The 23830-nt window shown below is 63.7% G+C and carries 19 protein-coding genes; 7 read left to right on the forward strand and 12 right to left on the reverse strand.

The features are described 5' to 3' along the window. Positions 1-833: 833 nt before the first annotated feature. From ACFIQF_RS15485 to ACFIQF_RS15505, 5 genes are all read right to left on the reverse strand, one after another. Positions 834-2267 carry an aminopeptidase P N-terminal domain-containing protein gene (locus tag ACFIQF_RS15485; protein WP_393944199.1) on the reverse strand — a complete coding sequence of 478 codons (1434 nt, stop codon included), beginning with the start codon at positions 2265-2267 and terminating at the stop codon, positions 834-836. Between the two features lie 285 nt (positions 2268-2552). Beyond that, the gene (locus ACFIQF_RS15490; protein ID WP_393944200.1) at positions 2553-3536 is read right to left on the reverse strand and encodes an N-carbamoyl-D-amino-acid hydrolase; all 984 of its coding nucleotides are present in this window, start codon (positions 3534-3536) and stop codon (positions 2553-2555) included. Positions 3537-3615: 79 nt separating this feature from the next. Then, positions 3616-4854 (reverse strand): Zn-dependent hydrolase, encoded by a 1239-nt coding sequence (locus tag ACFIQF_RS15495; protein WP_393944202.1) that lies wholly within the window; start codon positions 4852-4854, stop codon positions 3616-3618. Next, positions 4851-6104 (reverse strand): diaminopropionate ammonia-lyase, encoded by a 1254-nt coding sequence (locus ACFIQF_RS15500; RefSeq protein ID WP_393944203.1) that lies wholly within the window; start codon positions 6102-6104, stop codon positions 4851-4853. Before ACFIQF_RS15500 ends, ACFIQF_RS15495 begins: the two co-directional genes overlap by 4 nt. A gap of 40 nt (positions 6105-6144) precedes the next feature. Beyond that, positions 6145-7020, reverse strand: a complete 876-nt coding sequence (locus tag ACFIQF_RS15505) for a MurR/RpiR family transcriptional regulator (protein ID WP_393944204.1) — start codon at positions 7018-7020, stop codon at positions 6145-6147. 288 nt (positions 7021-7308) lie between these two features. On the opposite strand from ACFIQF_RS15505, the gene ACFIQF_RS15510 reads away from it, so the two are divergent. The 5 genes from ACFIQF_RS15510 (at position 7309) to ACFIQF_RS15530 (ending at position 10873) form a co-directional block, all read left to right on the forward strand. After that, positions 7309-8106, forward strand: coding sequence for a transporter substrate-binding domain-containing protein (locus ACFIQF_RS15510; RefSeq protein ID WP_393944206.1), 798 nt, complete (start codon positions 7309-7311; stop codon positions 8104-8106). 81 nt (positions 8107-8187) lie between these two features. Further along, positions 8188-8841 (forward strand): amino acid ABC transporter permease, encoded by a 654-nt coding sequence (locus ACFIQF_RS15515; RefSeq protein ID WP_393944208.1) that lies wholly within the window; start codon positions 8188-8190, stop codon positions 8839-8841. A gap of 14 nt (positions 8842-8855) precedes the next feature. Continuing rightward, the gene (locus ACFIQF_RS15520; protein ID WP_393944209.1) at positions 8856-9506 is read left to right on the forward strand and encodes an amino acid ABC transporter permease; all 651 of its coding nucleotides are present in this window, start codon (positions 8856-8858) and stop codon (positions 9504-9506) included. A 47-nt stretch (positions 9507-9553) separates the two neighbouring features. After that, a complete protein-coding gene (locus ACFIQF_RS15525) occupies positions 9554-10309 on the forward strand; it encodes an amino acid ABC transporter ATP-binding protein (protein WP_393944211.1) in 756 nt (251 codons plus the stop codon). Between the two features lie 54 nt (positions 10310-10363). Further along, on the forward strand, positions 10364-10873 hold the full coding sequence (locus ACFIQF_RS15530; RefSeq protein WP_393944213.1) for an NUDIX hydrolase: 510 nt from the start codon (positions 10364-10366) through the stop codon (positions 10871-10873). A 61-nt stretch (positions 10874-10934) separates the two neighbouring features. On the opposite strand, the gene ACFIQF_RS15535 is transcribed toward ACFIQF_RS15530, so the two are convergent. From ACFIQF_RS15535 to ACFIQF_RS15550, 4 genes are all read right to left on the reverse strand, one after another. Beyond that, the gene (locus tag ACFIQF_RS15535; protein WP_393944215.1) at positions 10935-11918 is read right to left on the reverse strand and encodes a Bug family tripartite tricarboxylate transporter substrate binding protein; all 984 of its coding nucleotides are present in this window, start codon (positions 11916-11918) and stop codon (positions 10935-10937) included. Between the two features lie 139 nt (positions 11919-12057). After that, complete coding sequence (gene tcuB / locus ACFIQF_RS15540; RefSeq protein ID WP_393944217.1) at positions 12058-13266, reverse strand: tricarballylate utilization 4Fe-4S protein TcuB; 1209 nt, start codon at positions 13264-13266, stop codon at positions 12058-12060. 3 nt (positions 13267-13269) lie between these two features. Beyond that, on the reverse strand, positions 13270-14709 hold the full coding sequence (gene tcuA / locus ACFIQF_RS15545; protein WP_393944219.1) for an FAD-dependent tricarballylate dehydrogenase TcuA: 1440 nt from the start codon (positions 14707-14709) through the stop codon (positions 13270-13272). Positions 14710-14925: 216 nt separating this feature from the next. Next, a complete protein-coding gene (locus ACFIQF_RS15550; RefSeq protein ID WP_393944221.1) occupies positions 14926-15864 on the reverse strand; it encodes a LysR family transcriptional regulator in 939 nt (312 codons plus the stop codon). 156 nt (positions 15865-16020) lie between these two features. On the opposite strand from ACFIQF_RS15550, the gene ACFIQF_RS15555 reads away from it, so the two are divergent. Beyond that, on the forward strand, positions 16021-18501 hold the full coding sequence (locus tag ACFIQF_RS15555) for a penicillin acylase family protein (protein ID WP_393944223.1): 2481 nt from the start codon (positions 16021-16023) through the stop codon (positions 18499-18501). Positions 18502-18640: 139 nt separating this feature from the next. Here the strand turns inward: ACFIQF_RS15555 and ycaC are convergent, their stop codons facing one another. Next, on the reverse strand, positions 18641-19264 hold the full coding sequence (gene ycaC, locus ACFIQF_RS15560) for an isochorismate family cysteine hydrolase YcaC (RefSeq protein ID WP_393944224.1): 624 nt from the start codon (positions 19262-19264) through the stop codon (positions 18641-18643). 218 nt (positions 19265-19482) lie between these two features. Here ycaC and mnmA point away from each other — a divergent pair, with 218 nt between their 5' ends. After that, entirely contained in the window at positions 19483-20640 is a 1158-nt protein-coding gene (gene mnmA, locus ACFIQF_RS15565; protein WP_393944226.1) for a tRNA 2-thiouridine(34) synthase MnmA, read from the forward strand. Positions 20641-20685: 45 nt separating this feature from the next. Here the strand turns inward: mnmA and ACFIQF_RS15570 are convergent, their stop codons facing one another. After that, positions 20686-22029, reverse strand: coding sequence for a hypothetical protein (locus tag ACFIQF_RS15570; RefSeq protein WP_393944228.1), 1344 nt, complete (start codon positions 22027-22029; stop codon positions 20686-20688). Positions 22030-22173: 144 nt separating this feature from the next. Then, positions 22174-23712 (reverse strand): rhomboid family intramembrane serine protease, encoded by a 1539-nt coding sequence (locus tag ACFIQF_RS15575; RefSeq protein WP_393944230.1) that lies wholly within the window; start codon positions 23710-23712, stop codon positions 22174-22176. Positions 23713-23830: the final 118 nt, after the last annotated feature.

The raw sequence follows: 23830 nt of genomic DNA on the forward strand, positions 1-23830 counted from the left end.
GCAAAGAAACGTGCCCTACATCCAGCGTCCCCGAAAGCTTCGCAAAGCGAATCTTTCGCGGCAACCTGCGCTCGAAGCAAACGGCGGCGCGCATACCAACTCCCTCCGCGCCAAGGCGCTCCGCTCAAACAGCGTCTGCGAGTCAGAGCACGAAGTTTGGCTGTCCTGCGGCAGCCAAACCGCCGCCGTTTACTCCGATCGCAGGCGCAGGCTGAAGGGGTGGAGGAACTACCAACAGCCTGCCAGGGCTGCGCTCACTAACTACGACAGGTGCGAGTTTCTGGCTGTTGGCTGTCTACTCCTTCTCCCGCTGGAGGGAGAAGTGGGAGAAAAAACCGTCAGCCATCGTTAACGACCTCCGCTCATCCACGAAGCTATCCCGGCCCCACCCCTTTTGCATGCGCCGAGGAGCACAGGGCGTGGGCTGGCAGTTGCACCGCAGAGTGCAACTGCTTCGTGCTCTGACTCACCGTGTCTGTTTGAACGGAGAGCCTTTGGCTCGCAGTGAGTTTCACGGTGCAGGCCACGCCCGAGCACTCGCAGGTTGCCCTCTTGAATTTCGCCAAAGCGAAATTCAAAGGGACGCAGGCAGCAGGGGCCGCCTTGCTTTGGTTACTTTCATTGGCGGCGCAATGAAAGTGACTGCGCCGCCGGGCGCACATCCCGGCATCTGCGCGAAGCGCAGACGTCCTCGCAGAGTAAACGGACGCCCACCGCTACGCGTTCGCAGCCAACCCGCAAGCAATAACAAAACCCCATAAAAAAACTGCGAGCGCCTAACCAAAGGCACTCGCAGTGTGCGACATGAGCGCTGCGAAAAGCTAAGCCGCGCTTTACAGCGCAGCCGGCACCTCTGCCCCTTCCCGCATCAGCGCTTCAATCTCATCGGCTTCCACCGGCACATTGCGCGTCAGCAGCTCACAACCGTCTTCGGTGATCAGCGCATCGTCTTCAATGCGGATGCCGATGTTGTGGAACTGCTCGGGCACGCCGTCGGCCGGGCGCACATAGATGCCGGGCTCGATGGTCGAGATCATGCCGGGCTTGAGGATGCGGCTCGGGCGGTTCAAGATCAGCTCGCCCGAGAGCGGATCGCGGCGCTCGCTGATGTGGCCCAGCTCGCTGGGCTCCACATAGCTGCCGCAATCGTGCACGTCCATGCCCATCCAGTGGCCGGTGCGGTGCATGTAGAACTGGAAGTAGCTGCGGTTCTCGATCACGTCCTGCACGCCGCCCACCACGTTCTTGTCGAGCAGGCCCAGATCGAGCATGCCTTGCGCCAGCACGGCGACGGTCGCGTCGTGCATGTCGTTGAAGCGCTTGCCTGGCTTGGCTTGCTCAATCGCAGCGTACTGGCTGGCCAGCACCAGGTCGTACAGCGCGCGCTGCGGGCCCGTGAACTTGCCGTTGGCGGGAAAGGTACGGGTGATGTCGCTGGCGTAGCCGTCGAGCTCGCAGCCCGCGTCGATCAGCACCAGATCGCCGCTCTTGATTTGCGCGGCATCCGCACGGTAGTGCAGCACGCAGGCGTTGGCGCCACCGGCCACGATGGAGCCATACGCAGGGTACTGCGAGCCGTATTCGCGGAAAGCCTGCAGCAGCTCGGCGTCCAGATGGTATTCGCGCAAATCCTGGCCGGCGCGCAGCATGCGGGCCGAGCGCTGCATGGCCAGAATATGGGCGCGGGCGCTGATGACACCAGCGCGGCGCAAAATTGGCAGCTCGTGCTCGTCCTTGATCAGCCGCATTTCATCGAGAATCGCGCACAGATCGCGCTGCTGCTCGGGCACCAGCGCGCCATAGCGGGCACGGGCGCGCACCGCGTTGAGCCACTGCGCCAGCGTGCCTTCCAGGCCTTGGTGAATGGCAAACGGGTACCACACGGTGCTGCGGTTTTCCAGCATCTTGGCCATGCGCGCATCGCGCTCGGTGCTGGCAAAAGCCTCGTTCACGCCCAGCGTGGGCACGGCGGCATCGGGGCCCAGGCGGTAGCCATCCCAGATCTCGCGGGCCAGATCCTTGGGCGCGCAAAACAGCGTGCTTTTGCCGTCGGCGGTGATCACCAGCGTGGCATTGGGCTCGCTGAAACCGGTCAGGTAGTAGAAGTAGCTGTCGTGCCGGTACAGGTAATCGCTGTCGCGGTTACGCATGCGCTCGGGCGCGGTGGGGATGATGGCGATACCGCCCTCGCCCAGCTGGCGCGCAACTCGGGCGCGGCGTTCAGCATAGACGGCGGCAGCAGCGATAGGGGTGGCTGTGGTTTGCATCCTGCTATCGTACTGCCGAAACAAAGGCACTGGCAGCGCCATGTCCCCGCAGAAACCATTAAATAACAGCCCATTTTCCAAGGAATATGGTGCGCACCAGCCAAGTGGCGAAACAGGCAAAGCTCTGGACTTTGAGAGTCTTCGTGCTGGGTTGGTGATATGACCGCGCAGGCTTTGTTGCGGGGGCTGGCCGTACGTACTGCCGAAACAATGGCACTGGCAGCGCCATGTCCCCGCAGAAACCAGTAGAACGGGCCACCCCAGGCGACCCGTTTCAGCGTGGTACTACACCGCCACTGCCGGCCAGCGGCGCTGCGCGGGCGCGATGGGCTGGCCCTTGGCGTCCAGCGTCTCGCCTTTGCGGCTGGCAATCAGGCCATAGCATTCGGGGTGGCGGTGCAGGTCGAAATTGAAGGTGGTGCGTTTGTAGACGGCGCAGAAATCCAGGTCGGCGCGGCCCAGCACCACTTCGTCGTCCTTGGTCACGCAGCGCGCCACTACTTCGCCGCTGGGCGCCACCAGCAGGCTGCCGGCAATGCTGTCCACGCCCTCTTCCACGCCGCCCTTGGCCACGCTGGCCACCCAGCAGCCGTTCTGGTAGGCGCCTGCCTGCACGGCCAGTTGGTTGTGGAAGAGCGAGAGGTCGTCGTGCAGCGGCGCGGGCGCGTTGTGCACCGGCGTGTTGTAGCCGATAAAAATCATCTCGGCGCCCTGCAGCGCCATCACGCGGTAGGTTTCAGGCCAGCGGCGGTCGTTGCACAAGGCCATGCCCACCACGCCGCCAAAGGCCTCGGTCACGCCAAAGCGCTCGCCGGGCGTGAAGTAGCGTTTTTCCAGGTGCTGGAATTTGCGCCAGGGCTCGTGCTCAAAATGGCCGGGCACATGGATCTTGCGGTACTTGCCGATGATCTGGCCGGCCTTGTTCACCAGGATCGAGGTGTTGTACTGGCCGATCTGGCCGCCCTCGTTGGCCAGCTCGGCATAGCCCAGGTAAAAGCCGATGCCCAGCTCACGCGCCAGGTCGAACAGCGGCTGCGTGCTGGCATTGGGCATGCTGTGCTCGTAGTAGCTGTGCAGCTCTTGCCGGTCTTCGATATACCAGCGCGGGAAGAAGGTGGTCAGCGCCAGCTCGGGGTAGACGATGACGTCGGCGCCCAGGCTTTTGGCCTCGCGCATCATGCTGCACAAACGCGCCACCACGGCGGCGCGGGAATCGGCTTTTTGCACCGGGCCGAGCTGGCCCAGGGCGACGTTGACAATACGGGTCATTCTTGTTTTTCCATGTATTTGGTGGCAGCTGGCGCAGGCCTTGCCGCGCCAGCTGCCTGGGTTTCAATAGCTGCTTGTCTTATGCACGCTGCGCTTGTTCCAGCAGCACTTGCAGCAACACGTTTGCGCCTTGCACCAGTTGCTCGGCATCGGTGTGTTCACGCACGTTGTGCGACAGGCCGCCGGCCGATGGCACAAACACCATGGCCGTGGGGCAGACACGCGCCAACATTTGCGCGTCATGCCCGGCGCCGCTGGGCATGCGCAAGGTGGACAAGCCCTGGGCCTGCGCGTGGCGTTCCACGCTGCTCACCAGTGCGGCATCGAACGCCACCGGCGCAAAATCGGCCAGTTGGCGGTGCGAAAAACGCACGCCTTGCTCGGCTGCCAACTGGCGGGCAAAGGCCAGTACTTCGGCCTGCGCTTGCTGTAGCAAAGCGCCATCGGTGTTGCGCAGATCAACCGTCATCACTGCTTGCGCGGGAATGACGTTGATGAGATTAGGCTTGAGCTGCAAAGCGCCCACGGTGCCCAACTGGCGCCCGCCGTAACGCGCAACCAGCTCTGCAACAAATGCGGCTGTGCGCATGGCGCAAACGCCGGCGTCGTGGCGCAAAGCCATGGGCGTGGTGCCGGCGTGGTTGCTGGTGCCGTCAAAGCTGAACTCCATCCAGCAAATGCCTTGCACGCCTTCGACCACGCCAATTTGCACGCCCTCTTGCTCCAGCACCGGGCCTTGCTCGATGTGCAGTTCCACAAAGCAATCCACTTGCGGCGCACCTACCGGCGCACTGCCTGCGTAGCCAATGCGCTGCAGCTCAGCGCCTACGGTAGCGCCGTTGTCGACAGCTTTCACCGCCAGCGCTTCTTGCAGCGCCATGCCGCCCACCAGCACCAGGCTGCCCATCATGTCGGGCTGAAAGCGGGCCCCTTCTTCGTTGCTAAAGAAAGCCACCTGGATCGGCCGGCGCGTGCGCACACCGGCAGCACGCAAGGTGGCCACCACTTCGAGCCCGGCCATCACGCCGTAGTTGCCGTCGTACAAGCCGCCGGTGCGCACTGTGTCGATATGGCTGCCGGTCATCACCGGCGGCAAAGCCTCGCTGCCCGCGTAAGTGGCGACCACGTTGCCGATGGCGTCCACCTGCACGCTCATGCCCAGCGCTTGCATTTGCGCCACGGTCCAATCGCGGGCAGCCTTGTCCGCATCGCTCAAAGCCAGGCGGTTGGTGCCGCCACCGGGCAAAGCGCCAAATTGGCCTAGCTCGTGCAAGCTTTGCAGCAAACGGGGGCCATTGATCTGCAGTGCTGCGCTCATGCTGTTGCCTTGGCTGCTTGGCGCTCGGCGCGTTGCTGCACCGAGGCAGCGCTTTCGCCTACCAGTTCTTCGTACAGCACGGGGTCGGTAGCGGCTTCGCTGCCGAAGAAGAGAATGCGGCTTTCTGCCGTCAGCCCCAAGCTGGCGCGCGCCTGAGCGCTCTGGCAAGCGGCCACGGCAGCGGCCACCCCGGCCACCGCAGATTCGCCGGCCACCACCACCGGGTCGTTTTGCAGCGGGTAGGCCATCAAACGCATGGCGGCTACTGCGGCCTGGTCTGAGATCACGGCGAAAGCGTCCGTGCCTTTTTCCAGAATCTCCCAGGCCAGGTGCGATACCTCGCCGCAGGCCAGGCCGGCCATCAAGGTGTCCAGATCGCCCGTCACCGCGGTGATGGCGCCGGCCTTGCCGCTTTGCGCCAGGCAGTCGGCGCGGTCAGGCTCCACCACCACAAACACCGGGCGCTCAGCTCCGTCGCGCTCCCAGAAATAGGCGCACACCGCAGCGGCCAAACCACCCACGCCCGCTTGCACAAAAATATGCGTGGGGCGCTGCGCCAGCTGCGTGGCGGCTTCGTCGACCATCAGCTGGTAGCCCTGCATCACATCGCGTGGCACGTCCATGTAGCCAGGGTACGAGGTGTCCGATATGACAAAGCGCCCGTGCAGCTTGGCGTCACTGTCGGCCTGGCGCACGGCGTCGTCGTAGTTGCCTGCAGTGCGCACCACATCAGCACCGTACTTGGCGATGGCTTGTTTGCGGCCTTCGCTGACGGTGGCGTGGATGTAGATCACGCAACGGCAGCCAAACAGCTGTGCGCCCCAGGCGACCGAGCGGCCATGGTTGCCGTCGGTTGCGCAGGTGACGGTGATGTCGGCACACAGCGCACGCACTTCGGGCGCCTGCAAATCCTGGCTGCTCAGCGTGCGGCCCAGCTTGGCGCCCAGCTCGCGGCACAGCAGGCGCGCCACGGCATACGCACCGCCCAGCGCCTTGAAGCTGCCCAGGCCAAAGCGGCCACCTTCGTCTTTGTAGTGCACTGCTGCCACGCCCAGCTCTTGCGCCAGCGCGGGCAGGCTGTGCAGCGGCGTGACCGCATAGCCTTGCCAGTGGCTCAGCGCCTGGCGGGCTTGTGCCAGCGCGGCCTGGCCCAGTATCTCGGTACGGCGCGCGCCATAGGCTTGTGCACGGTCACGCGCAGGGTTGTCAAAACAGCTCAGGGGCAAGGTTGGCAATGGGTTTGCTTGCATCAACAGTTTCTCTTTCTTCAGGGCAAGTCGGACAAAAAATTCAGGGAGTGGGCGCCAGATCGTCCAGCGCCACATGGATGTGTTCTATGCGTTGCAGTTGCTCTTGCGCACGCGTACCGCGCTGGCGTGCTACGGCGGTGGCCAGGTAGTTGATCAGGCTGACCGCGCCGGCATACGAATCGAACAGATCGGTCTGCGCCAGACCATCGCAGCGCAGCACTTGGGCGGCTTGCGCATCGAGGCGCGAAGCCGGGCAATCGGTGATCAGCAGCAAAGGCAATGGCACGGCGGCAGCGCCTGCCAGCAAGGCCGGCAAGCGCTGGCTGCGACGGCGAAAATCCACCGCCAGCAAAACATCTTGTGGGCTGGCAGCGGCCAGCCAATCGGCCTCGCGGCCTGCCGGGTCGTTCAGGCCCAGCACATCGGGGCGCACTTGCGCCAGCAGCGACTGCGCATAAAAAGCCGTCACATAGCTGTGGCGAAAACCGACCACCCAAATCTTGCGTGCCGCAGCCAACAGGTGCACCGCTTTTTCAGCGGGCGCGCTGTCCACCGTCTGCGCCCACTGCGCCAAACGCCGCGCATCGGCAGCCAGGTGAGCACGCAGCGGATGGCCTGGCTCGTTGGCCTGCGCGCCGGTCTCGCCAAAGCGGGCAAACGGCGAATACTGCTCGCCTTGCGTGCGCAAAGCCTGGCGGAATTCGGCAAAGTCGGCATAGCCCAGGCGGCGGAAAAAGCGCGCCGCCGTGGCCTTGGAGACGCCGGCTTGCAAAGCCATTTCTGTGGCGCTGAAGCCTTGCAGCTCAAAGCCGCGCTTCAAGGCCACGTCGGCCAGGCGGCGCTCGGCGTCGGGCAGGCTGACATAGGCTTCGCGCAAGCGCGCATCGAGTGGGGTTTTGACAGTCATCTTGCGCATCGGAAACTCCTGCTGCAGTAGCACCACGGGTGTTTCACATCTTGGTGCGCCGTGCACCAAATAGAAACAGGGGTTTCACCAAAAAGGTTAGTTCGAACAAATATTTCATCCACACCCGCCCCTCCATGCAAAAGCAATGCCTGCTTGCATCTAACGGCCTACACCAGAGAAAAACACATTCAGAAACAAGGACCTGAGAACGCTCGCCGGCGCCCGCCCGGCCCGGCGGCAGCGCTTGGCACGCTATCTGCAATAGAGCCTGGCATCCCTCACTCACTGGAGCCTTTCATGCAATTCACCAAGCGCGGTTTTCTGGCCTGTTCCATCGCTGTGGCAAGCAGCTTTGTCTGCTCGGGCAGCTGGGCCCAAGACGATGCCCTGCAGCGCGTGCTGGACAAGAAGTCCATCACCATCGGCATTCCTACCGACTACCCGCCTTATGGCTATATGGGCCCGGATTTCAAGCCGACCGGCGTGGATGTGGCGGTGGCGCAGCTGATTGCCGACAAGCTCGGCGTCAAGGCCAATCTGATGCCGGTGACCACGCCCAACCGCATTCCCTTCCTCGAAGCCAAGAAGATCGACCTGATCGTCTCGGCCCTGGGCAAGACGCCCGAGCGCGAGAAGGTGATCGACTTCACGACCTCGTACGCGCCTTTCTTCCAGGCGGTGTTCGGGCCCAAGAACCTCAGCGTCAAATCGTTTGACGATCTGGCAGGCAAGACCATGGCGGTGACACGCGGCACCATCCAGGACGATGCGCTCGTCAAACTGGCACCGGCCTCGCTCAAGATCCAGCGCTTTGAAGACGACAGCGCCACCATGGCCGCCTTCATGACGCAGCAGACCCAGTTCGTCACCGTGGGCGCTGCCGTGGCTGCCGCCGCGCTGCAGAAGAACCCCAAGGTCGATGCCGAGTACAAGCTGCTGATCAAGGATTCGCCCAACTATGTGGGCCTGCGCAAGGGCGAGACCACGCTGCTCAACAAGGTCAACGAGATTTTGCGCAGCGCCAAGCAGGACGGCACGTTGGAGAGCTACTCGCAAAAGTGGCTGGGCCGTGGCACCGGCAACCTGCCTGACTGAGGCCGCGCCCGCACGCCCCGCGCAGGCGGTGCTTGAGCACCGCCTGCTCCTCTCACCCTCACCGCACAGCCATCACCACCCATGGAGTTCACCCCGATTCTTGCCGCCTGGCCCATGCTGCTCAAAGGCCTGGCGCTCACCTGCCTGCTGACCCTGGTGGCCACGCCGCTGGGCGTGGGCCTGGGCATTGGCTGCGCCTGGAGCCGCGTGTATGGCGCGCCCTGGTTGCGTTGGCTGGTGAGCAGCTATGTGGAGCTGTTTCGCAACACGCCCTTCATCATCCAGCTGTTCTTTCTGTTTTTTGGTTTGCCCTCGCTCGGCCTGCGCCTGCCGCCTGAGGTAGCCGGCATGCTGGCCATGGTGCTGAACCTGGGCGCCTATGCCTGCGAGCAAATTCGCGCCGGTATCGAGGCCACACCGCGCGGCCAGATCGAAGCGGCCAACAGCCTGGCGCTGACGCCGTGGCAAGTGTTCTCGCGCGTGGTGCTGCCGCCTTCGCTGGGCCGCGTGTGGCCGGCGCTGGTGGGGCAAATCATCATCGTGATGCTGGGCTCGTCAGTGTGCAGCCAGATCTCGACCGAAGAGATCTCCTACGCCGCCAACCTGATCGCCAGCCGCAGCTTTCGCAGCTTCGAGGCCTACATCGTGGTCACCGTCGTCTACCTCGGCCTGGCCGTGCTGCTGCGCAGCCTGCTCAACTGGATCGGGCCCCGTTTCATTTTCAACCGCCGCTGACAGGAGCCGACCCCATGGTGGAATTTAGCAACTGGATGATCGCCACCCAACTGCTGCTGGCGCTGCGCTGGACGGTGGGCTTGTCCCTCATCGCCTTTGCACTGGGCGGACTGCTCGGCATGGCTTTGCTGGTGCTGCGCATCAGCCGCGTGCCGGGCGCAGAACGCGCCGTGGCCGCCTATGTGCAAGTGTTCCAGGGCACGCCGCTGCTGATGCAGATTTTTCTGGTGTACTTCGGCCTGGCCATGCTGGGCCTGGACGCATCGCCCCTGCTCTCGGCCTGCGTGTGCCTGAGCCTGTATTCGGCCGCGTATTTGTGCGACATCTGGCGCGGCGCGGTGAACGCCGTGCCCAAGGGCCAGTGGGAAGCCTCGGCCTGCCTGGCCATGGGTTTTGGCGAGCAGCTGCGCCACATCATCCTGCCGCAGGCGCTGCGCCTGTCGATCGCGCCCACCACCGGCTTTGTGGTGCAGATCATCAAGGCCACGGCGCTGACCAGCGTGATCGGCTTTGTCGAAATCACCAAGGTCGGCCAGCTGGTGGCCAACGCCACCTACGAGCCTTTCAAGATTTACGGCCTGGTGGCAGCGCTGTACTTTGCGCTGTGCTTCCCGCTCTCGCTGTGGAGCCAACGCCTGGAAAAACGCTTGCGCCCCAAGCGCTGATGTGCCCACCCGCTCTCCCCCAACCTCCGCTCTCTCTTTGCAACGCCATGATCGCCTCTCACCCTCCGACCCAGCCCCTTGTCGATATCCGCCAACTGCGCAAGCGCTATGGCAGCAACGAAGTGCTCAAAGGTGTAGACCTGCAGATTGCGCGCAGCGAGGTGGTCTGCATCATCGGCAAAAGCGGCTCGGGCAAAAGCACGCTGCTGCGCTGTATCAACGGGCTGGAGGACTACCAGGACGGCGAGCTGCAGGTGCACGGCCTGCGCGTGGACAGCCAGCAGCCGCAGCAGCTGCGCGAACTGCGCCGCAACGTGGGCATGATCTTCCAGAACTTCAACCTGTTTCCGCACCTGAGCGTGGGCAAGAACGTGATGCTGGCGCCGCGCCTGGTGAACAACCAGCCCGATGCCAGTGCCGAGCAGCAGGCGCAGCAATTGCTGGCCCGCGTGGGCCTGGCCGACAAGTTCCACGCCATGCCCGACCAGCTCTCGGGCGGCCAGCAGCAGCGCGTGGCGATTGCCCGCGCCCTGGCCATGGACCCGGAGATTTTGCTTTGCGACGAGGTGACCTCAGCGCTCGACCCCGAACTGGTGGGCGAGGTGCTCGGCGTGGTGGAGCAACTGGCCGAGCAAGGCATGACGCTGATCATGGTGACGCACGAGATGAACTTTGCGCGCAAGGTGAGCGACCGTGTGGTTTTCATGCACCAGGGCAAGGTGCACGAGTGCGGCCACCCCGAGCAACTGTTTGCCCACCCGCAGACGCCGGAGCTGCAGCAGTTTTTGCGCAGCAGCCATTGATGCAGACCATGGAAGGGGTTTTTCCGATCGCTGCGACTTCGCACATAATGCCGCATGCCCCACCGCTGGAAACCCAATGTCACCGTGGCCGCCGTCATTGAGCGCGATGGCCGATTTTTGCTGGTAGAGGAAGACACCTCGGACGGCATCCGCCTGAACAATCCGGCCGGCCACCTGGACCCCGGCGAATCGCCCATCCAGGCTTGCGTACGCGAGGTGTTGGAAGAGACGGCTTTCGACTTCAAGGCCACGGCGCTGCTGGGCGTGTACATGAACCGTTTTGTGCGCACCAAGACGGGCACCGATACCACCTATATGCGCTTTTCCTTCACCGGCACGCTGGGCACTTTCCACGAAGGCCAGCCACTCGACGACGGCGTGCGCCGCACCGTGTGGATGACACCCGAAGAGATTCGCGCCGCCGACGCCGAGGGTTTGCTGCGCAGCCCGCTGGTCGTCAAATCGCTCGACGATTACCTGGCCGGCCAGCGCTTTCCGCTGGGGCTGTTCTTTACCGACGAATCGGTACTGGTGCAGCCCGAAGGCATACGCCCGCTGGAATAAAAAAAACAAGCCCATGGCTCTGCACCATGGGCTTGTTTTTTTGAGGGAGCGGCGCGCGCAATCAGTTCATCGAGATCTTGCGTTCTTTCACCACCTTGCCCCACTGCTCGTATTCCTTCTTCATGAAGGCCGTGAACTCGGCGCGCGTGGTGGGCTGCGGCGTCAGGCCGTGCACCTTCAGCGCTTCGGCCACTTCGGGGTCTTTGAGCACTTTGACGATTTCCAGATTCCAGCGGTCCAGCACGGGCGCTGGCGTTTTGCCCGGGGCCACAAACGCATACCAGTTCAGCGCTTCAAAACCGGGGTAGCCGGCTTCGGCCACGGTCGGAATATTGGGCATGTAAGCCGGGCGCGTGAGGCCGGTGGTGGCCAGCGGGATGAGCTTGCCCGTTTCGATGTGCGGCAGCGCGGTAGGTGGCGCGGCGAAGTACGAGGTGACGCGCTCGCCAATCAAATCCTGCAAAGCCGGTGCGCCGCCTTTGTAGGGCACGTGCACCATGTCCACGCCCGCGCGCTGGTTGAACAGCTCGCCCGCCAGGTGCGAGGCGGAGCCCGCACCAGTCGATGCGTAATCCACCTTGCCGGGCGCTTGCTTGGCCAGCGCTACAAACTCGGCCAGGTTCTTCACGCCCGCTCCCTTGTGCACCACCAGCACGTTGGGAAAATTGACGCCGCCGGAGATGGGCGCCAGATCTTTGAACGGGTCGTAGCCGACCTTCATGATGTGCGGCGCAATCGTCAGCGGCCCGACCGAGCCGAACAGCAGCACCGTGCCATCGGCCGGGCCTTTGGCGACGAATTGGTGCGCGATGTTGCCGCCTGCGCCGCCGCGGTTGTCGACCACCACGGTCTGGCCGATGTTCTCGCCCAGCTTTTTGGCCACCAGGCGCGCAGCCGCATCGGCCGCGCCACCAGCGGCAAAGCCGACGACCAAGGTCACCGGTTTGTTGGGAATCCAATCGGGCGCAGCGCTCGCCGCCGTGCCCAGACTCAGCAGCGCAGCGGCAGCCGCCGTGGCGCGCAGAAATTGGCGTTTTTTCATCATGGGTTGCCTCCTTGGCAGGGTGGGAGCCGGTGAACCGGCTCGCTTTGGGAAACAGGTACAGGGCAGCGCCTGTGGATGGGCAGAGATGAGCGCGTGTGGACGATCTCTGCGCAGCAGCGAATTGCTTGTGAATACGCTCTCAGTCCGCACCCAGGCCGATGGGGCTGGGCTCACGCTTTTCCACCGCGTGGCGCAACAGCGAAGCACTGCGAAACACGCCGTGCGCAAATTTGCCGTAAGGCAGCGTGGCGAACAGCGCCATCACCGCGCCCAGGTGCAGACACAGCAGCAAGGCGAGCGCGGGCGTGCCTCGGCCCAACCACAGCGCCAGGCCGCTGGCAGAGACGAGGAACAGCAGCGCGATAAAGCCCAGGTCCATCGGCTTTTGCTTGGCATCGCCGTGCAGCGGGTGGCGGCTACGGTTCAGATGCCAGAGGCCGGCCGTGCCGATGAGCATGCTCACGCCACCGACTGCGCCCAAGAGCTTGGGCAAGCTGGGCAGCTCGTAAGGCGCTGGCAGCTGGAAGAAATAGTGGTACACAGTGCCCAGCGCAGTAGCCGCAAAGCACAGCATGAAACCGTAAAAAGTGAAGTGGTGGAAGCGGCGGCGCTTCAAGGTGTATTCGTCATCCTCGTTGTGGCAACCGTCGCCGTGGCCGCCGTCGAGGTACTTGAGGCGCAGCACATCGTGCGTGGCTTCAGCAGCGGCCGGGCCGCTGACATCGACACCGCTGGTGGCGGGCTTGACCTCTTTCCAGAAACTGCGCACGCCCATGAACAAGGCGAACACCACAAACAAGAACACCGGCGCAAATATGCCGACCAGCAGGTTGTGCGGGAACAGGTTGTAGAAGTTGTTGCCCAAGTTGTGGTTCCACAACTGGCCTAAGCCACCTTGCAAAACCACGGCCAGCGCCAGGAAGATGGACAAACCAGCCACCAGCGCCAGCGAGAGCGTCAAACCATTGCGCTGGTAGAGCTTGCCCAGCGCAGGCGGCCAGGCGTAATCGGCGTAAGTCTGGCCGCGCACCTCGGCCATGGCCTGGGGAATGTTGATGGCAAATTCATGCGGCGGCGCGTACTGACAGGCGTGCAGACAAGCGCCGCAGTTGTGGCACAGATTGGCCAGGTAGTGCACGTCGGCCTTGCCAAATTCCAGGCGGCGCGTCATGGCAGGGAACACGGCGCAAAAGCCTTCGCAGTAGCGGCAGGCATTGCAGATTTGCATCACACGCGCTACTTCACCTTCGGCGGCAGTCTCGGTGGGCGCGGGAATGATGGGGATCACTTTGCCGCTAGCCAAAGTTTGGGCTTGCTTGCCCAGTTCTTGCAGAGATTGGATGCTCATGACTCAGACCTCGTCCTTCACCGCGCCGTGCACGGCCGGTTTGCCGGCGGCTGCCAGCGCCGCATTGCGCCCGGCGATGCGGCCAAACGCGGTGCCAATCGACATGCCGACGCCGGCGGTATAGCCCTTGCCCAGCACATTGCCGGCCATCATTTCGCCGGCCACAAACAGGTTCGGGCTGGCCTGGTCGCCAAAGCGCACGGCGGCGGTGTCGTCCACCTTCAAACCCAGATAGGTGAAGGTGATGCCGGGCTTGAGCGCGTAGCCGTAGAAAGGCCCGGTATCAAGCGGACGCGCCCAGTGCGTCTTGGCGGGAGCCAGGCCTTCGGTGTGGCAGTCGTCCAGCGCGGTGTGATCGAAGTGGCCCACTTGGCAGCTGCTGTTGTAGGCGTTCATGGTCTGCATGAAGCGCTCCACATCCAGGCCCAGCTTTTGCGCCAGCTCCGGCAGGCTGTCGGCCTTTACGCCCGGGAACACCGGCGGCATGAAGCGGCCAATGGCCTTGCTGTCGATGACCGAATACGCGATTTGTCCCGGCTGCTGCGCCACCAGACGGCCCCAGATCGCATAGCGCTTGGGCCAGAAGTCTTCGCCCTCATCGTAGAAGCGCTGGGCCTCGCGGTTCACCACCACGCCCAGCGAGACGCAATCAATGCGTGTACAGATGCCGCCGTCGTACAGCGGCGCGCGTGCGTCAATCGCCACCATGTGCGCCTGCGTCGGGTCGCCAATGCCGTCGGCGTGTTGCTCGTCCAGCATGTGTTTGAGCAGCACGCCCTGGTTGAAGGCGGTGCCGCGGATGAGAAAGTTGTCGGCCGGCCATTCGCCACGCTCGTTCTGGCCCCAGGCCTCGCGCAGCCATTCGCGGTTCGACTCAAAGCCGCCAGCGGCCAGCACGCAGCTTTTGGCGGTGATGCGCTGGCCCTTGCTCCACGCGGCCCGGAACTGGCCGTTGTCGATTTCGAGCTTGTCCACCGGCGCTTCGTAGCGGATCTCCACGCCCAGCTTTTCGGCACTGCGGTAATACGCATTCACCAGCGCTTTGCCGCCGCCCATGAAGAAGGCGTTGGTGCGCGCCACATGCAGCGCGCCCGACAGCGGCGGCTGAAAATGCACGCCATGTTGGCGCATCCAGTTGCGGCAGGTGCTGGAGGCGCGGATCACCATGCGCGCCAGGTGTTCGTTGGTGATGCCGCCAGTGACCTTGAGCAGGTCTTGCCAGTATTCCTCTTCGGGATAGGCCTCTACCAGCACGTCTTGCGGCGCATCGTGCATGCAGCGCAGGTTGCGGGTGTGGGCCGAGTTGCCGCCGCGCCAGGCACGCGGCGCAGATTCGAGCAAGAGCACGCGGCTGCCGGCCTCGCGCGCCATGAGCGCGGCGCAGAGCGCAGCATTGCCACCACCGATGATGAGCACATCGGTGTCAAAGGCTTCAGTTTTCATGATGGGCAACCACCGACCAAGGCCGGCAGCGATTCAACGTGGTTAAGCCCCGCCGTGGCTGCCGCGCTGAACAACCGCGCCAACACTGCAGCCCGCAGGTGTTGCGCCCCACTGTAGAGAGAGTGGCCCGCGCCGTGCAGGCGGGCAAAGGCATGGGGGCATCAGTTTTTGTGATGCCTGTACACACCCGCACTCAGACGCCGGTGACGGCGTGGGTCAGGCGCTCAGCGTTGCGCCTACCCAGTCGCCCGACTGCACCAGCTGGCGCACACAGTCCATCAGCACCACGCGGGCGGCGAGCGCGGCGGGCGAGAGCTCGTCCTCAGACAAAGCGCAGAGCGCGGCTTTGCGCCGCACTGCGTCGTCAGCCATTTGCGACCATTGAAAGCGCTCGTCCGCATCGCGGTACATGCCCACGGCCGACCAAGGCTGCACGGTAGCGCCCATGCCCGCATCTACCGCTTCCATCAGCAAGGTCAGCGAGTCAATTTCCATGGCCATTTGCGATTGAAAGCCGGCGCTGCTGAACGAGGCCATGACCGAGCTTCGCAGCCCATGGCTGCCCGAAGGCAGGATGAGCGGCACCTGCTGCAGCTGCTCCAGGCTGACCGGCTCGCCATGCCGAATTTGCGGCGCCACCGGGTGCTGGCGCGATTGGATGAGAAAGAGCTGCTCTTCCAGCAAGGGCAGCACGCTCCAGCGGCGGGCGCTCTGGGTGTCGAAAAGAATCGCCAGATCCATCTGCCGCGCATTGAGCAAGCTAGTCAAATGCCCGGACAGGGCCGAGACCATGTGCAGCCGCACGTCTGGGTAACGCTCGCGCAAAGCGCGCATCAGCGGCAGGCCAAGCACGTTCGATATCGTGGGCGACAAACCAATGCACACCGCCCCCGACAGCCGCGCCTGCTGCGCCGCATGCACGGCCTGCTCGGCATGGCGCAAGGTGAGTTGCGCCTCATGAAAAAAAGCCTGGCCCGCTTCGGTCGGCACCACGCCACGCGGCGTGCGCTGCAGCAGCCGGGTAGACAGCTCCGACTCCAGGCGGCTGATCTGCTGGCTCAGCGCCGACTGCACCATGTCCAAATCCAGCGCGGCCCGGCTCATCGAGCCGAGTTCAACAATCCGTACAAAGTAGCGCAGCTGGCGCAGTTCCATAGCCTGTCCTTGGTGAGTTTGGAGAAGCCTTGGGCCTGGCCCGCCCGCTGCATCTCCGCAGCTGCCGATCTTCGCACAGCGCATTGGCGCAAACACGATTGCGCGGCCTGGCGGGGCGTGGCATTGTCCGCTGACCACCACCGCAAGGAGACCCGCATGCCACGCACATCCGCCCTTCCCTCGGTCCGCCGCAGCGCTGCGCGGCTGGCCTTGCCACTGGCTGCCGCCTTGGTAGCGGCTGGCTGCAGCTCCTTGGGCCAGGCGCCCAGCAGCCAGAGCAGCGCCAAGATCGCCGGGCTGGAGAAACCCGCCGAGGTGCTGATCGACCAATGGGGCGTGCCGCATATTTACGCGGGCACGACCTACGACGCCTTTGTGGTGCAAGGCTATATGGCCGCGCGCGACCGGCTCTGGCAGATGGATTTGTGGCGCAAGCGCGGCCTGGGCGAGATGGCCCAGGATTTTGGCCCCGCCTGGGTGGAGAGCGACAAAGCAGCGCGGGCCGTGCTTTTCCGCGGCGACATGTACCGCGAATGGCTGGCCTATGGCTCTGACTCCAAGCGCGTGGCCGAGGCTTTTGTTGCGGGCGTGAACGCTTTTGTCGCGCAGACTGAGGCCGACGCCAGCCTGCTGCCCGAGGAGTTCAAACTGCTGGGCTACAAGCCGGCACAGTGGGCGGCCGAGGACACCGTGCGTATTCGCCACCATGGCCTGACCCTGAACTTTACCGGCGAGGTGGACCGCGCCCAGGCCTTTTGCGATGGCAAGCAGAACGGCGCGCGCGTCGATTGGCTGCGCCGCGAGCTGGTGCCCGATGTGAAGGTGCAAGTGCCCGAGGGCCTGGACACTTGCGGCCTCCCCGCCAAAGAGCTCAAACGCGCCTACGGCCTGGCCACCGCCAGCCCGCGCTTTACCAAGGACAACGTCAAGCTAACGCAAGCCAATATGACGCCCGAGCAGCTGCTGACGCTGTCCGAATCGACCCTGAACCAGCCGGACGCCAACACCTTGGCCAGCTACGGCAGCAACAACTGGACGATTGCGCCTGGCATGACCACCACCGGCCGCCCGATTCTGGGCAGCGACCCGCACCGCGCCCACAGCGCCCCCAGCCTGCGCTATATCTCGCACATCTCGGCGCCGGGCATGGATGTGATTGGCGCTGGCGAGCCGTTTCTGCCGGGCATCTCCATCGGCCACAACGGCCGCATCGCCTTTGGCCTGACGCGCTTTTACATGGACCAGGAAGACCTGTACGTGTACGAAACCAACCCGCAAAACAGCAAGGAATACAAGTACCAGGGCCGCTGGGAGCCCATGACCAAGGTGCTGGAGAGCATTGCTGTCAAGGGTGCGGCCAAGCCGGTCATGGTGGAGAACTGGTACACCCGCCACGGCCCGGTGCTGGCGGCCGAGAAGAACCGCGCCTATGCACTGCGCGCCGCCTGGCTGGACTTGGGCATGGCGCCCTACTTCGGCTCGATGGAATATATGCGGGCGCAAAATTTCGACCAGTTCCGCGCCGCCATGAACCGCTGGGGCGCGCCCGGCGAGAACCAGGTCTATGCCGACAGCAGCGGCAATATCGGCTGGATTCCCGGAGGGCTGACGCCGATCCGCCCCAACTGGGACGGCTTGCTGCCCGTGCCCGGCGATGGCCGCTACGAATGGACGGGCTACCGCAACGGCGACGAGCTGCCATGGGAATACAACCCGCAGCGCGGCTACGTGGTGACCGCCAACGAGAACAACGTGCCGCCCAAGCACCCGCTCTACCAAAAAGGCATTGGTTACGAATGGGCGGACGCGGCCCGCGCGCAGCGCCTGCATGCCTTGTTTGAGAAGGCGGCCAAGGACGGCAAAAAGCTCAGCCTGGCCGATTCCGAGGCCTGGCAGAACGACATCGTCGCCGTGCCTGCGCAGCGCCTGCTCAAACTGTTGGCGCCGCTGCAAAGCAATGACGCGCCAACCGCCCAAGGCCTGGCCATGCTCAAAGCCTGGGACGGCACCATGGCCAAGGACAGCGCCGCAGCCGCGCTGTACGAGGTGTGGAGCAATGCCAGCTTGAAAAAAGCGCTGACCGACAAGGTGCTGGCTGCGAGCGAGCGCACCTTTGCCAAAGAGACCAATGCCACGCGCATGATCAGCGTGTTGGAAAACCCGCAAGGCTGGATGAGCCCGGCCGAGCGCGACCAGGTGCTGCTCTCGTCCATCGCTCCGGCCATGCAGTGGCTGCAAACCAAGCTGGGCGCCGACAGCACAACCTGGACCTGGGGCGATCTGCACCAGGCCATTTTTGTGCACCCGCTCGCCGGCGTGGTGGACAACGCCACCAGACAAAAGCTGAATGTGGGCGTGGGCGGCATCGGCGGCTCGTGGGCCACGCCCATGGCCGCCAGCTACAACGTCGACACCTACCATCTGACGGCGGGCGCCTCGTTCCGCATGGTGGTCGATGTGGGCAACTGGGACGCATCGCGCGCGGTGAATACGCCTGGTCAATCGGGCAATCCGGCCAGCCCGCATTACCGCGACCTGGCCAACACCTGGGCTACGGGCCAGTATTTTCCGCTGGCCTATTCGCGCAGCGCGGTGGAAAAAGCCACGCGTGAGCGCATTGCGTTGACGCCGCAATAAAGCTGCCGCACGGCTACGGTCCAGGCGCCGCCCACGCTGGCGCTGGCCCGGCAGATGGCAGCCAAGCAAAAGGCGATCCACGGATCGCCTTTTTCATGGGGCTGCGCAATGCGCTCTTGCATGCAGCCCGCAGGCCGCGTTACTTGCTGGCGCGTGCGTAGCTGTTCATCAGGTTGCGGTAGTCGGGGATGTGGTTGCTGAACAGCGTGCCCAGGCCTTCGACGTCGTTGCGCCAGTCGCGGTGCAGCTCGCAGGCCACGCCAAACCAGGTCATCAGCTGCACGCCGGCGGCTTCCATGCGGCGCCAGGCGGAGTCGCGGGTGAGTTCGTTGAAGGTACCCGATGCGTCGGTGACCACAAACACCTCAAAGCCCTCTTCAATGGCCGACAGCGCCGGGAAAGCCACGCACACCTCGGTCACCACGCCGGCGATGATGAGCTGCTTTTTTCCGGTGGCCTTGACGGCTTTGACAAACTCCTCGTTGTCCCAGGCGTTGATCTGGCCGGGGCGCGCAATGAATGGCGCCTTGGGGTGCGCTTGCACCAGCTCGGGCACCAGCGGGCCGTTGGGGCCATCTTCAAAACTGGTCGTCAAAATGGTGGGCAGCTTGAAGTAGCTGGCCAGGTCGCTCAGCGCCAGCACGTTGTTTTTGAACTTGTCGGGATCGATGTCGCGCACCAGCGAGAGCAGGCCGGTCTGGTGGTCCACCAGCAGCACGGCGGCGTTGTCTTTGTCGAGGCGAACATAGGGCTTGTTGGACATGGTGGCTTTCCTTTTCAGAGCGCTCGGCAGGCACTGCCGGCAGTTGGCGTTGGCAACGAAGATTCGTGCTTGACGCATGGGCAGAATATTAAAAACAGAACGACCTTAGAAAATTCAGCTTTTTTCACATTCATCGTTCAAAAAAATGAACGATAAGCTGCAGCACCCGCATAGCCCTGTCAAAGCAGGCGAAAGCGGCTGCGGCGGATAATTGCGCCATGGTTAAACAGCGCATCGTAGTGGGATTGAGTGGCGGCGTGGATTCGGCCGTCACCGCTTATTTGCTCAAAAAGCAGGGGCACGAGGTCGTCGGCATCTTCATGAAAAACTGGGAAGATGACGACGACAGCGAGTACTGCTCGTCGAACATCGACTTTGTCGACGCAGCGGCCGTGGCCGATGTGATCGGCATCGAGATCGAGCACGTCAACTTCGCGGCCGATTACAAAGACCGCGTGTTCGCCGAGTTTCTGCGCGAATACCAGGCCGGCCGCACGCCCAACCCCGACGTGCTGTGCAACGCCGAAATCAAGTTCAAAGCCTTTCTCGACCACGCCATGCGCCTGGGCGCCGAGAAGATTGCCACCGGCCACTACGCGCGCGTGCGCCAGAACCCCGAGACGCAGCTGTTCGAGCTGCTCAAGGGCCTGGACCCGGCCAAGGACCAAAGCTATTTTCTGCACCGCCTGAACCAGGCCCAGCTGTCCAAGGCGCTGTTCCCGGTGGGCGAGCTGAAAAAGACCGAGGTGCGCCGCATTGCCGAAGAGATTGGCCTGCCCAACGCCAAGAAGAAGGATTCCACCGGCATCTGCTTTATCGGCGAGCGCCCTTTCCGCGACTTTTTGAACCGCTACATCAGCAAAGAGCCCGGCCTGATTCTGGACGACCGCAACCGCAAACTCGGCAAGCATGTGGGCCTGTCGTTCTACACGCTGGGCCAGCGCTCGGGCCTGGGCATTGGCGGCGTCAAGGAAAAAGGCGCAGCCCGTGGTGCGGGCGACCACGCGCCCTGGTTTGTGGCGCGCAAAGACCTGGAGAAAAACATTCTGCGCGTGGTGCAAGGGCACGACCACCCCTGGCTGCTCTCGCACGCGCTCGATGCCGACAACGTGAGCTGGGTGGCCGGCCATGCACCGGCAGCGGGCAGCTATGGCTCCAAAACCCGTTATCGCCAGCCCGATTCGCCCGCCCTCATTGGCAGCGATGCCAGCGACACGCATTTCCACCTGGATTTCCCCGAAGCGCAATGGGCGGTAACGCCCGGCCAATCGGCGGTGCTGTACGACGGTGATGTGTGCCTGGGCGGCGGCATTATCGCCAACGTGGCAGCCGCGCCGGCCAATGCGCCCGCAGGCAAGGCCCGGCAAGCCGCCTGACACGCGCACGAGCAGCGCCCAGCGCTGCCTCAGCGCTTCGTCACGTCAGGCGAGCTTGGCAGGCGCTGACGGCGAGGCCTGCAATTCGTCGCGCAAAATCCAGGCTGCCTCTTGCGTGCAGGGGTGCTCGGGAAAATGCTTTTGCATGCGCGCAAACAGCTTGAGCGCCTGGTCGGGCTTGTTGGCCCCTTGCTTGAGCACGCGCACCGCCAGCTCTTGCGCCTGGGGCACCAGCTCGCTGGTGCCAAAGTGCAGATCAAAGCCATGCAACAAAGCCAGCGCATGCGGCACCATGTTGCGCTTCCAGGCCATCTGCGCCATGTTGAAGGTGTTCTCGGCACCGTTGAGGCGGAAGGTTTTGTCTCGCTTGTAGCAACTGCCCCAAACCTCCAGCGCATCGCCCCCTCGCTGTTTTTGCAGCAATAGTGGGATGTACTGCTGCGCGTGCGTGATCAGGTCGTCCACCCGGTCCGTGAGCTTGAGCACGCGGTGGTAACGGCGCTGGTCGTCGAGGTTGTCGTAGCTCACGCGCTGCCATTCGCGTGCTTCGTCCACCGCGGTTTTCATATCGCCGTCCTGCACCAGGCGGGCCACCATCGCATCGCGCCGCCGGGCTTCGGCCGCCAGCGGGTCCTGGGGCGCAACGCTCGCTGCCGAGGCCGAGGCCGGCGCCTTGTCGGGCTCAATGCCGAATTCCTGGTGGTTCTGGTACATCACATAGCCCACCATCACCGCCATCACCCAGCTGAAATAAATCACCACAAAGGTGATGGCCGGCAAGAGCAGCGTACTCGGCACGAAGGGCAGCAGCAGCATCATCGCCATTGGCGCACCCTGCATCAGCAGGAACAAGAACAGGCAAAGCAGAAAGTACGGCAGACCGATGCCGCCAATGGCGCCCAGCAAATTGGCCGGGCTGATGGCGGCCCGCAGGCTGCCGGTGCCGATCAGCACCATCAAGGTGGCCGGAATCAAAAATGCCGACACCAGATTGCCCAAGGCGCCTAGCCCACGGTTCACATTTTCGAGCAAGGCGATAAAAACGCCGTGCACCACCATCACGCCAAAAAACTTCCAGGGCAGCACCTGCCAGTCGTCATCGCTGCCGTACTGGCTGTAATCGGCCGTATCCAGAATGCCGCGCGAGGCGAAGGCCGCCGCTTTGAAGGAATAGCGGCTGACCGCCAGCATCAGGCCAAAGGCCGCCAACGCAAAGGCCAGGAAACCCAGCGTCAACACATAGCTGCACAGCGACAGCACGACGGCGTAGAACAGCGGCCGCAGCTGCAAGGGGAACAAAAAGAAACGGTTGAGCTGCTGCCAAAACGGCGGAATGTCCCAGTTGGCGCTGTCCGGCTCGTCTTGCGAGCGTGAACGCGTTCGGCTCATGGCCACAACCTCCATTGATTAAATATGGAAAAGAAACTTTATGTATAGACAGAAACAATCATAAAACAATTGTTGGCAATTGCTTTTTCGGCATCGCACCAGGGCGTGCGGTCTTTGCGCTGCATCAGCTGGCTCGGCCAAGCCTCACCGGCCCGGCGCGCCAGCCGCCTGCGCCAGCCAGCGGGTGATCGGCTCTTGCGGCGCCGCCTGCTGCAGCGCGGGCAGCCAGCTGCGGGCCTCCTCCACCCGGCCCGCCTTGGCCAAACCATTGGCCACCTGGGCCAAGGTGCCGGGCCACAGCCGGTGCTCAGGCGTTTTGGCCAACATGTGCAGGAGCTTTTGCGCATCGTCCCACTCGCCAATGCGAGCAAAGCTGAGCGCCAGCGCGTGCATGCTGTCGGCGCTGATGCGCGGCAGCGGCTGCGCTTTCTCGCAGTAGCTGCGCCAGCTGTGGTGCTGCAGCTGGCGTTCGGCATCGCTGCGCACCGGCAGTTTGAAGATGGCGCGCGCCGCCTGGTGAAAATCTTCGCTCTCGGGCCGGTGGCGCGAGCTCTCGAACCAGGCGCGCAATACCTTGGCGTCGCCCGGCAGCAGCTTGGCCGCCTGGCGCCAAGCGGGTGCGGCGCGGTCAAAATCGAGCGCATCGGTGAACTGCTGCGCCCGCTGCACCGCCGCTTTTTGGGCGCCGGCTTGCTCGTCGGCCACCAGTTTTTCGCGGGCAGCCACTTCCACCACCGACTCCTTGCGGCGCATTTGCAGGTACAGCGCCATCAGCATGCCGCCCACCAGCAAACCGCCAAAGTGCGCCATATAGGCCACGCCGCGCCCGCCCATCCAGTGCTGTGCCAGCTCAAACGCCATCCACACCGGCAACAGCACCAGCGCTGGCCAGGTGGCGTAGTTGAAGTAGAAAGCCAGCATGTAGAAAAAGCGGATGCGCCGCATGCGGTAGAGCACCACATACATGGCCATCAGCCCGGCAATCGCGCCCGATGCGCCCAGCCCGTAGCTGCCGCTGCCGGCATAAAACTGCAGCGCAAACAGCGAGGCGCTGACGCCGCACAGCAGGTAGAACGCCAGGTAGCGGAAGGCGCCCAAAGCCATCTCCAGCGTGAAGCCGAACAGGAACAAAAACACCATATTGCCCAGCAAGTGGCTGGTGCTGCCATGCAAGAAAGTGGAGGTGAGCGCCTGTACCGGTTGCCAGCCCGCATCGGCGCTGTAGCTCATGGCCCAGCGCGTGGTAAAGGGCTTGTGCTCTTGCCGTGCAAAGCGCTTGCGCGCGGCGTGCCAATCGGCATAGCGCGGGTCGCCGGGCGTGATCACCTCGTCGGCCAGCAGCCTGTTGCGGAAGACCACTTCCTGCTCCATCCACCGGTACAAAACCTCGTACCGCTGCTCTTTGAGTGCGCGCCGGGCTTCGCTCAACATCAGCTTGCTGATCTCTGCATCGTCCCTCTCGCTCTCGCGCTGGCTTTGCTTCTCCAGGTATTGCACGAACAGTGGCAGCTCGATGGCCGGCAACTCGGTGGCCGCATACAGCTTGGCCGAGCGCTGTACGGCGCGGTGCTCGCCGCCTTGCCAGCCCCAGAAGATCAGGCAGTTGATGGCAATCAGCAGCAGCGTCATCCACGGCGGCGAGCGCCAGGACGGCTTGTTTTCGAGCGGAATGGCAATGAACATGCCGCCATTGTGCTGCGCCAAGCGCAGCAAGCACTCACGCCAAGCGACAAGCTGTTGGATTTATGCCTGCCCAACGGATGTGCTGTGCGCAAATGCGCGCATCCGCTATCAAAAACAG

It is taken from the genome of Comamonas trifloxystrobinivorans, from assembly GCF_043359985.1.
GTDB classification, from domain to species: Bacteria; Pseudomonadota; Gammaproteobacteria; order Burkholderiales; family Burkholderiaceae_C; genus Comamonas; species Comamonas trifloxystrobinivorans.

Bases quoted from the DNA above. Each gene is read 5' to 3' on its own strand.
- ACFIQF_RS15555 (WP_393944223.1), top strand. From the start codon at position 16,021: ATGCCACGCACATCCGCCCTTCCCTCGGTCCGCCGCAGCGCTGCGCGG.
- ACFIQF_RS15490 (WP_393944200.1), bottom strand. From the start codon at position 3,536: ATGACCCGTATTGTCAACGTCGCCCTGGGCCAGCTCGGCCCGGTGCAA.
- ACFIQF_RS15535 (WP_393944215.1), bottom strand. From the start codon at position 11,918: ATGATGAAAAAACGCCAATTTCTGCGCGCCACGGCGGCTGCCGCTGCG.
- ACFIQF_RS15550 (WP_393944221.1), bottom strand. From the start codon at position 15,864: ATGGAACTGCGCCAGCTGCGCTACTTTGTACGGATTGTTGAACTCGGC.
- ACFIQF_RS15500 (WP_393944203.1), bottom strand. From the start codon at position 6,104: ATGCAAGCAAACCCATTGCCAACCTTGCCCCTGAGCTGTTTTGACAAC.
- ACFIQF_RS15495 (WP_393944202.1), bottom strand. From the start codon at position 4,854: ATGAGCGCAGCACTGCAGATCAATGGCCCCCGTTTGCTGCAAAGCTTG.
- ACFIQF_RS15570 (WP_393944228.1), bottom strand. From the start codon at position 22,029: ATGAGCCGAACGCGTTCACGCTCGCAAGACGAGCCGGACAGCGCCAAC.
- ACFIQF_RS15525 (WP_393944211.1), top strand. From the start codon at position 9,554: ATGATCGCCTCTCACCCTCCGACCCAGCCCCTTGTCGATATCCGCCAA.
- ycaC (WP_393944224.1), bottom strand. From the start codon at position 19,264: ATGTCCAACAAGCCCTATGTTCGCCTCGACAAAGACAACGCCGCCGTG.
- ACFIQF_RS15485 (WP_393944199.1), bottom strand. From the start codon at position 2,267: ATGCAAACCACAGCCACCCCTATCGCTGCTGCCGCCGTCTATGCTGAA.
- ACFIQF_RS15520 (WP_393944209.1), top strand. From the start codon at position 8,856: ATGGTGGAATTTAGCAACTGGATGATCGCCACCCAACTGCTGCTGGCG.
- mnmA (WP_393944226.1), top strand. From the start codon at position 19,483: ATGGTTAAACAGCGCATCGTAGTGGGATTGAGTGGCGGCGTGGATTCG.
- ACFIQF_RS15575 (WP_393944230.1), bottom strand. From the start codon at position 23,712: ATGTTCATTGCCATTCCGCTCGAAAACAAGCCGTCCTGGCGCTCGCCG.
- ACFIQF_RS15505 (WP_393944204.1), bottom strand. From the start codon at position 7,020: ATGCGCAAGATGACTGTCAAAACCCCACTCGATGCGCGCTTGCGCGAA.
- ACFIQF_RS15530 (WP_393944213.1), top strand. From the start codon at position 10,364: ATGCCCCACCGCTGGAAACCCAATGTCACCGTGGCCGCCGTCATTGAG.
- ACFIQF_RS15510 (WP_393944206.1), top strand. From the start codon at position 7,309: ATGCAATTCACCAAGCGCGGTTTTCTGGCCTGTTCCATCGCTGTGGCA.
- tcuB (WP_393944217.1), bottom strand. From the start codon at position 13,266: ATGAGCATCCAATCTCTGCAAGAACTGGGCAAGCAAGCCCAAACTTTG.
- tcuA (WP_393944219.1), bottom strand. From the start codon at position 14,709: ATGAAAACTGAAGCCTTTGACACCGATGTGCTCATCATCGGTGGTGGC.
- ACFIQF_RS15515 (WP_393944208.1), top strand. From the start codon at position 8,188: ATGGAGTTCACCCCGATTCTTGCCGCCTGGCCCATGCTGCTCAAAGGC.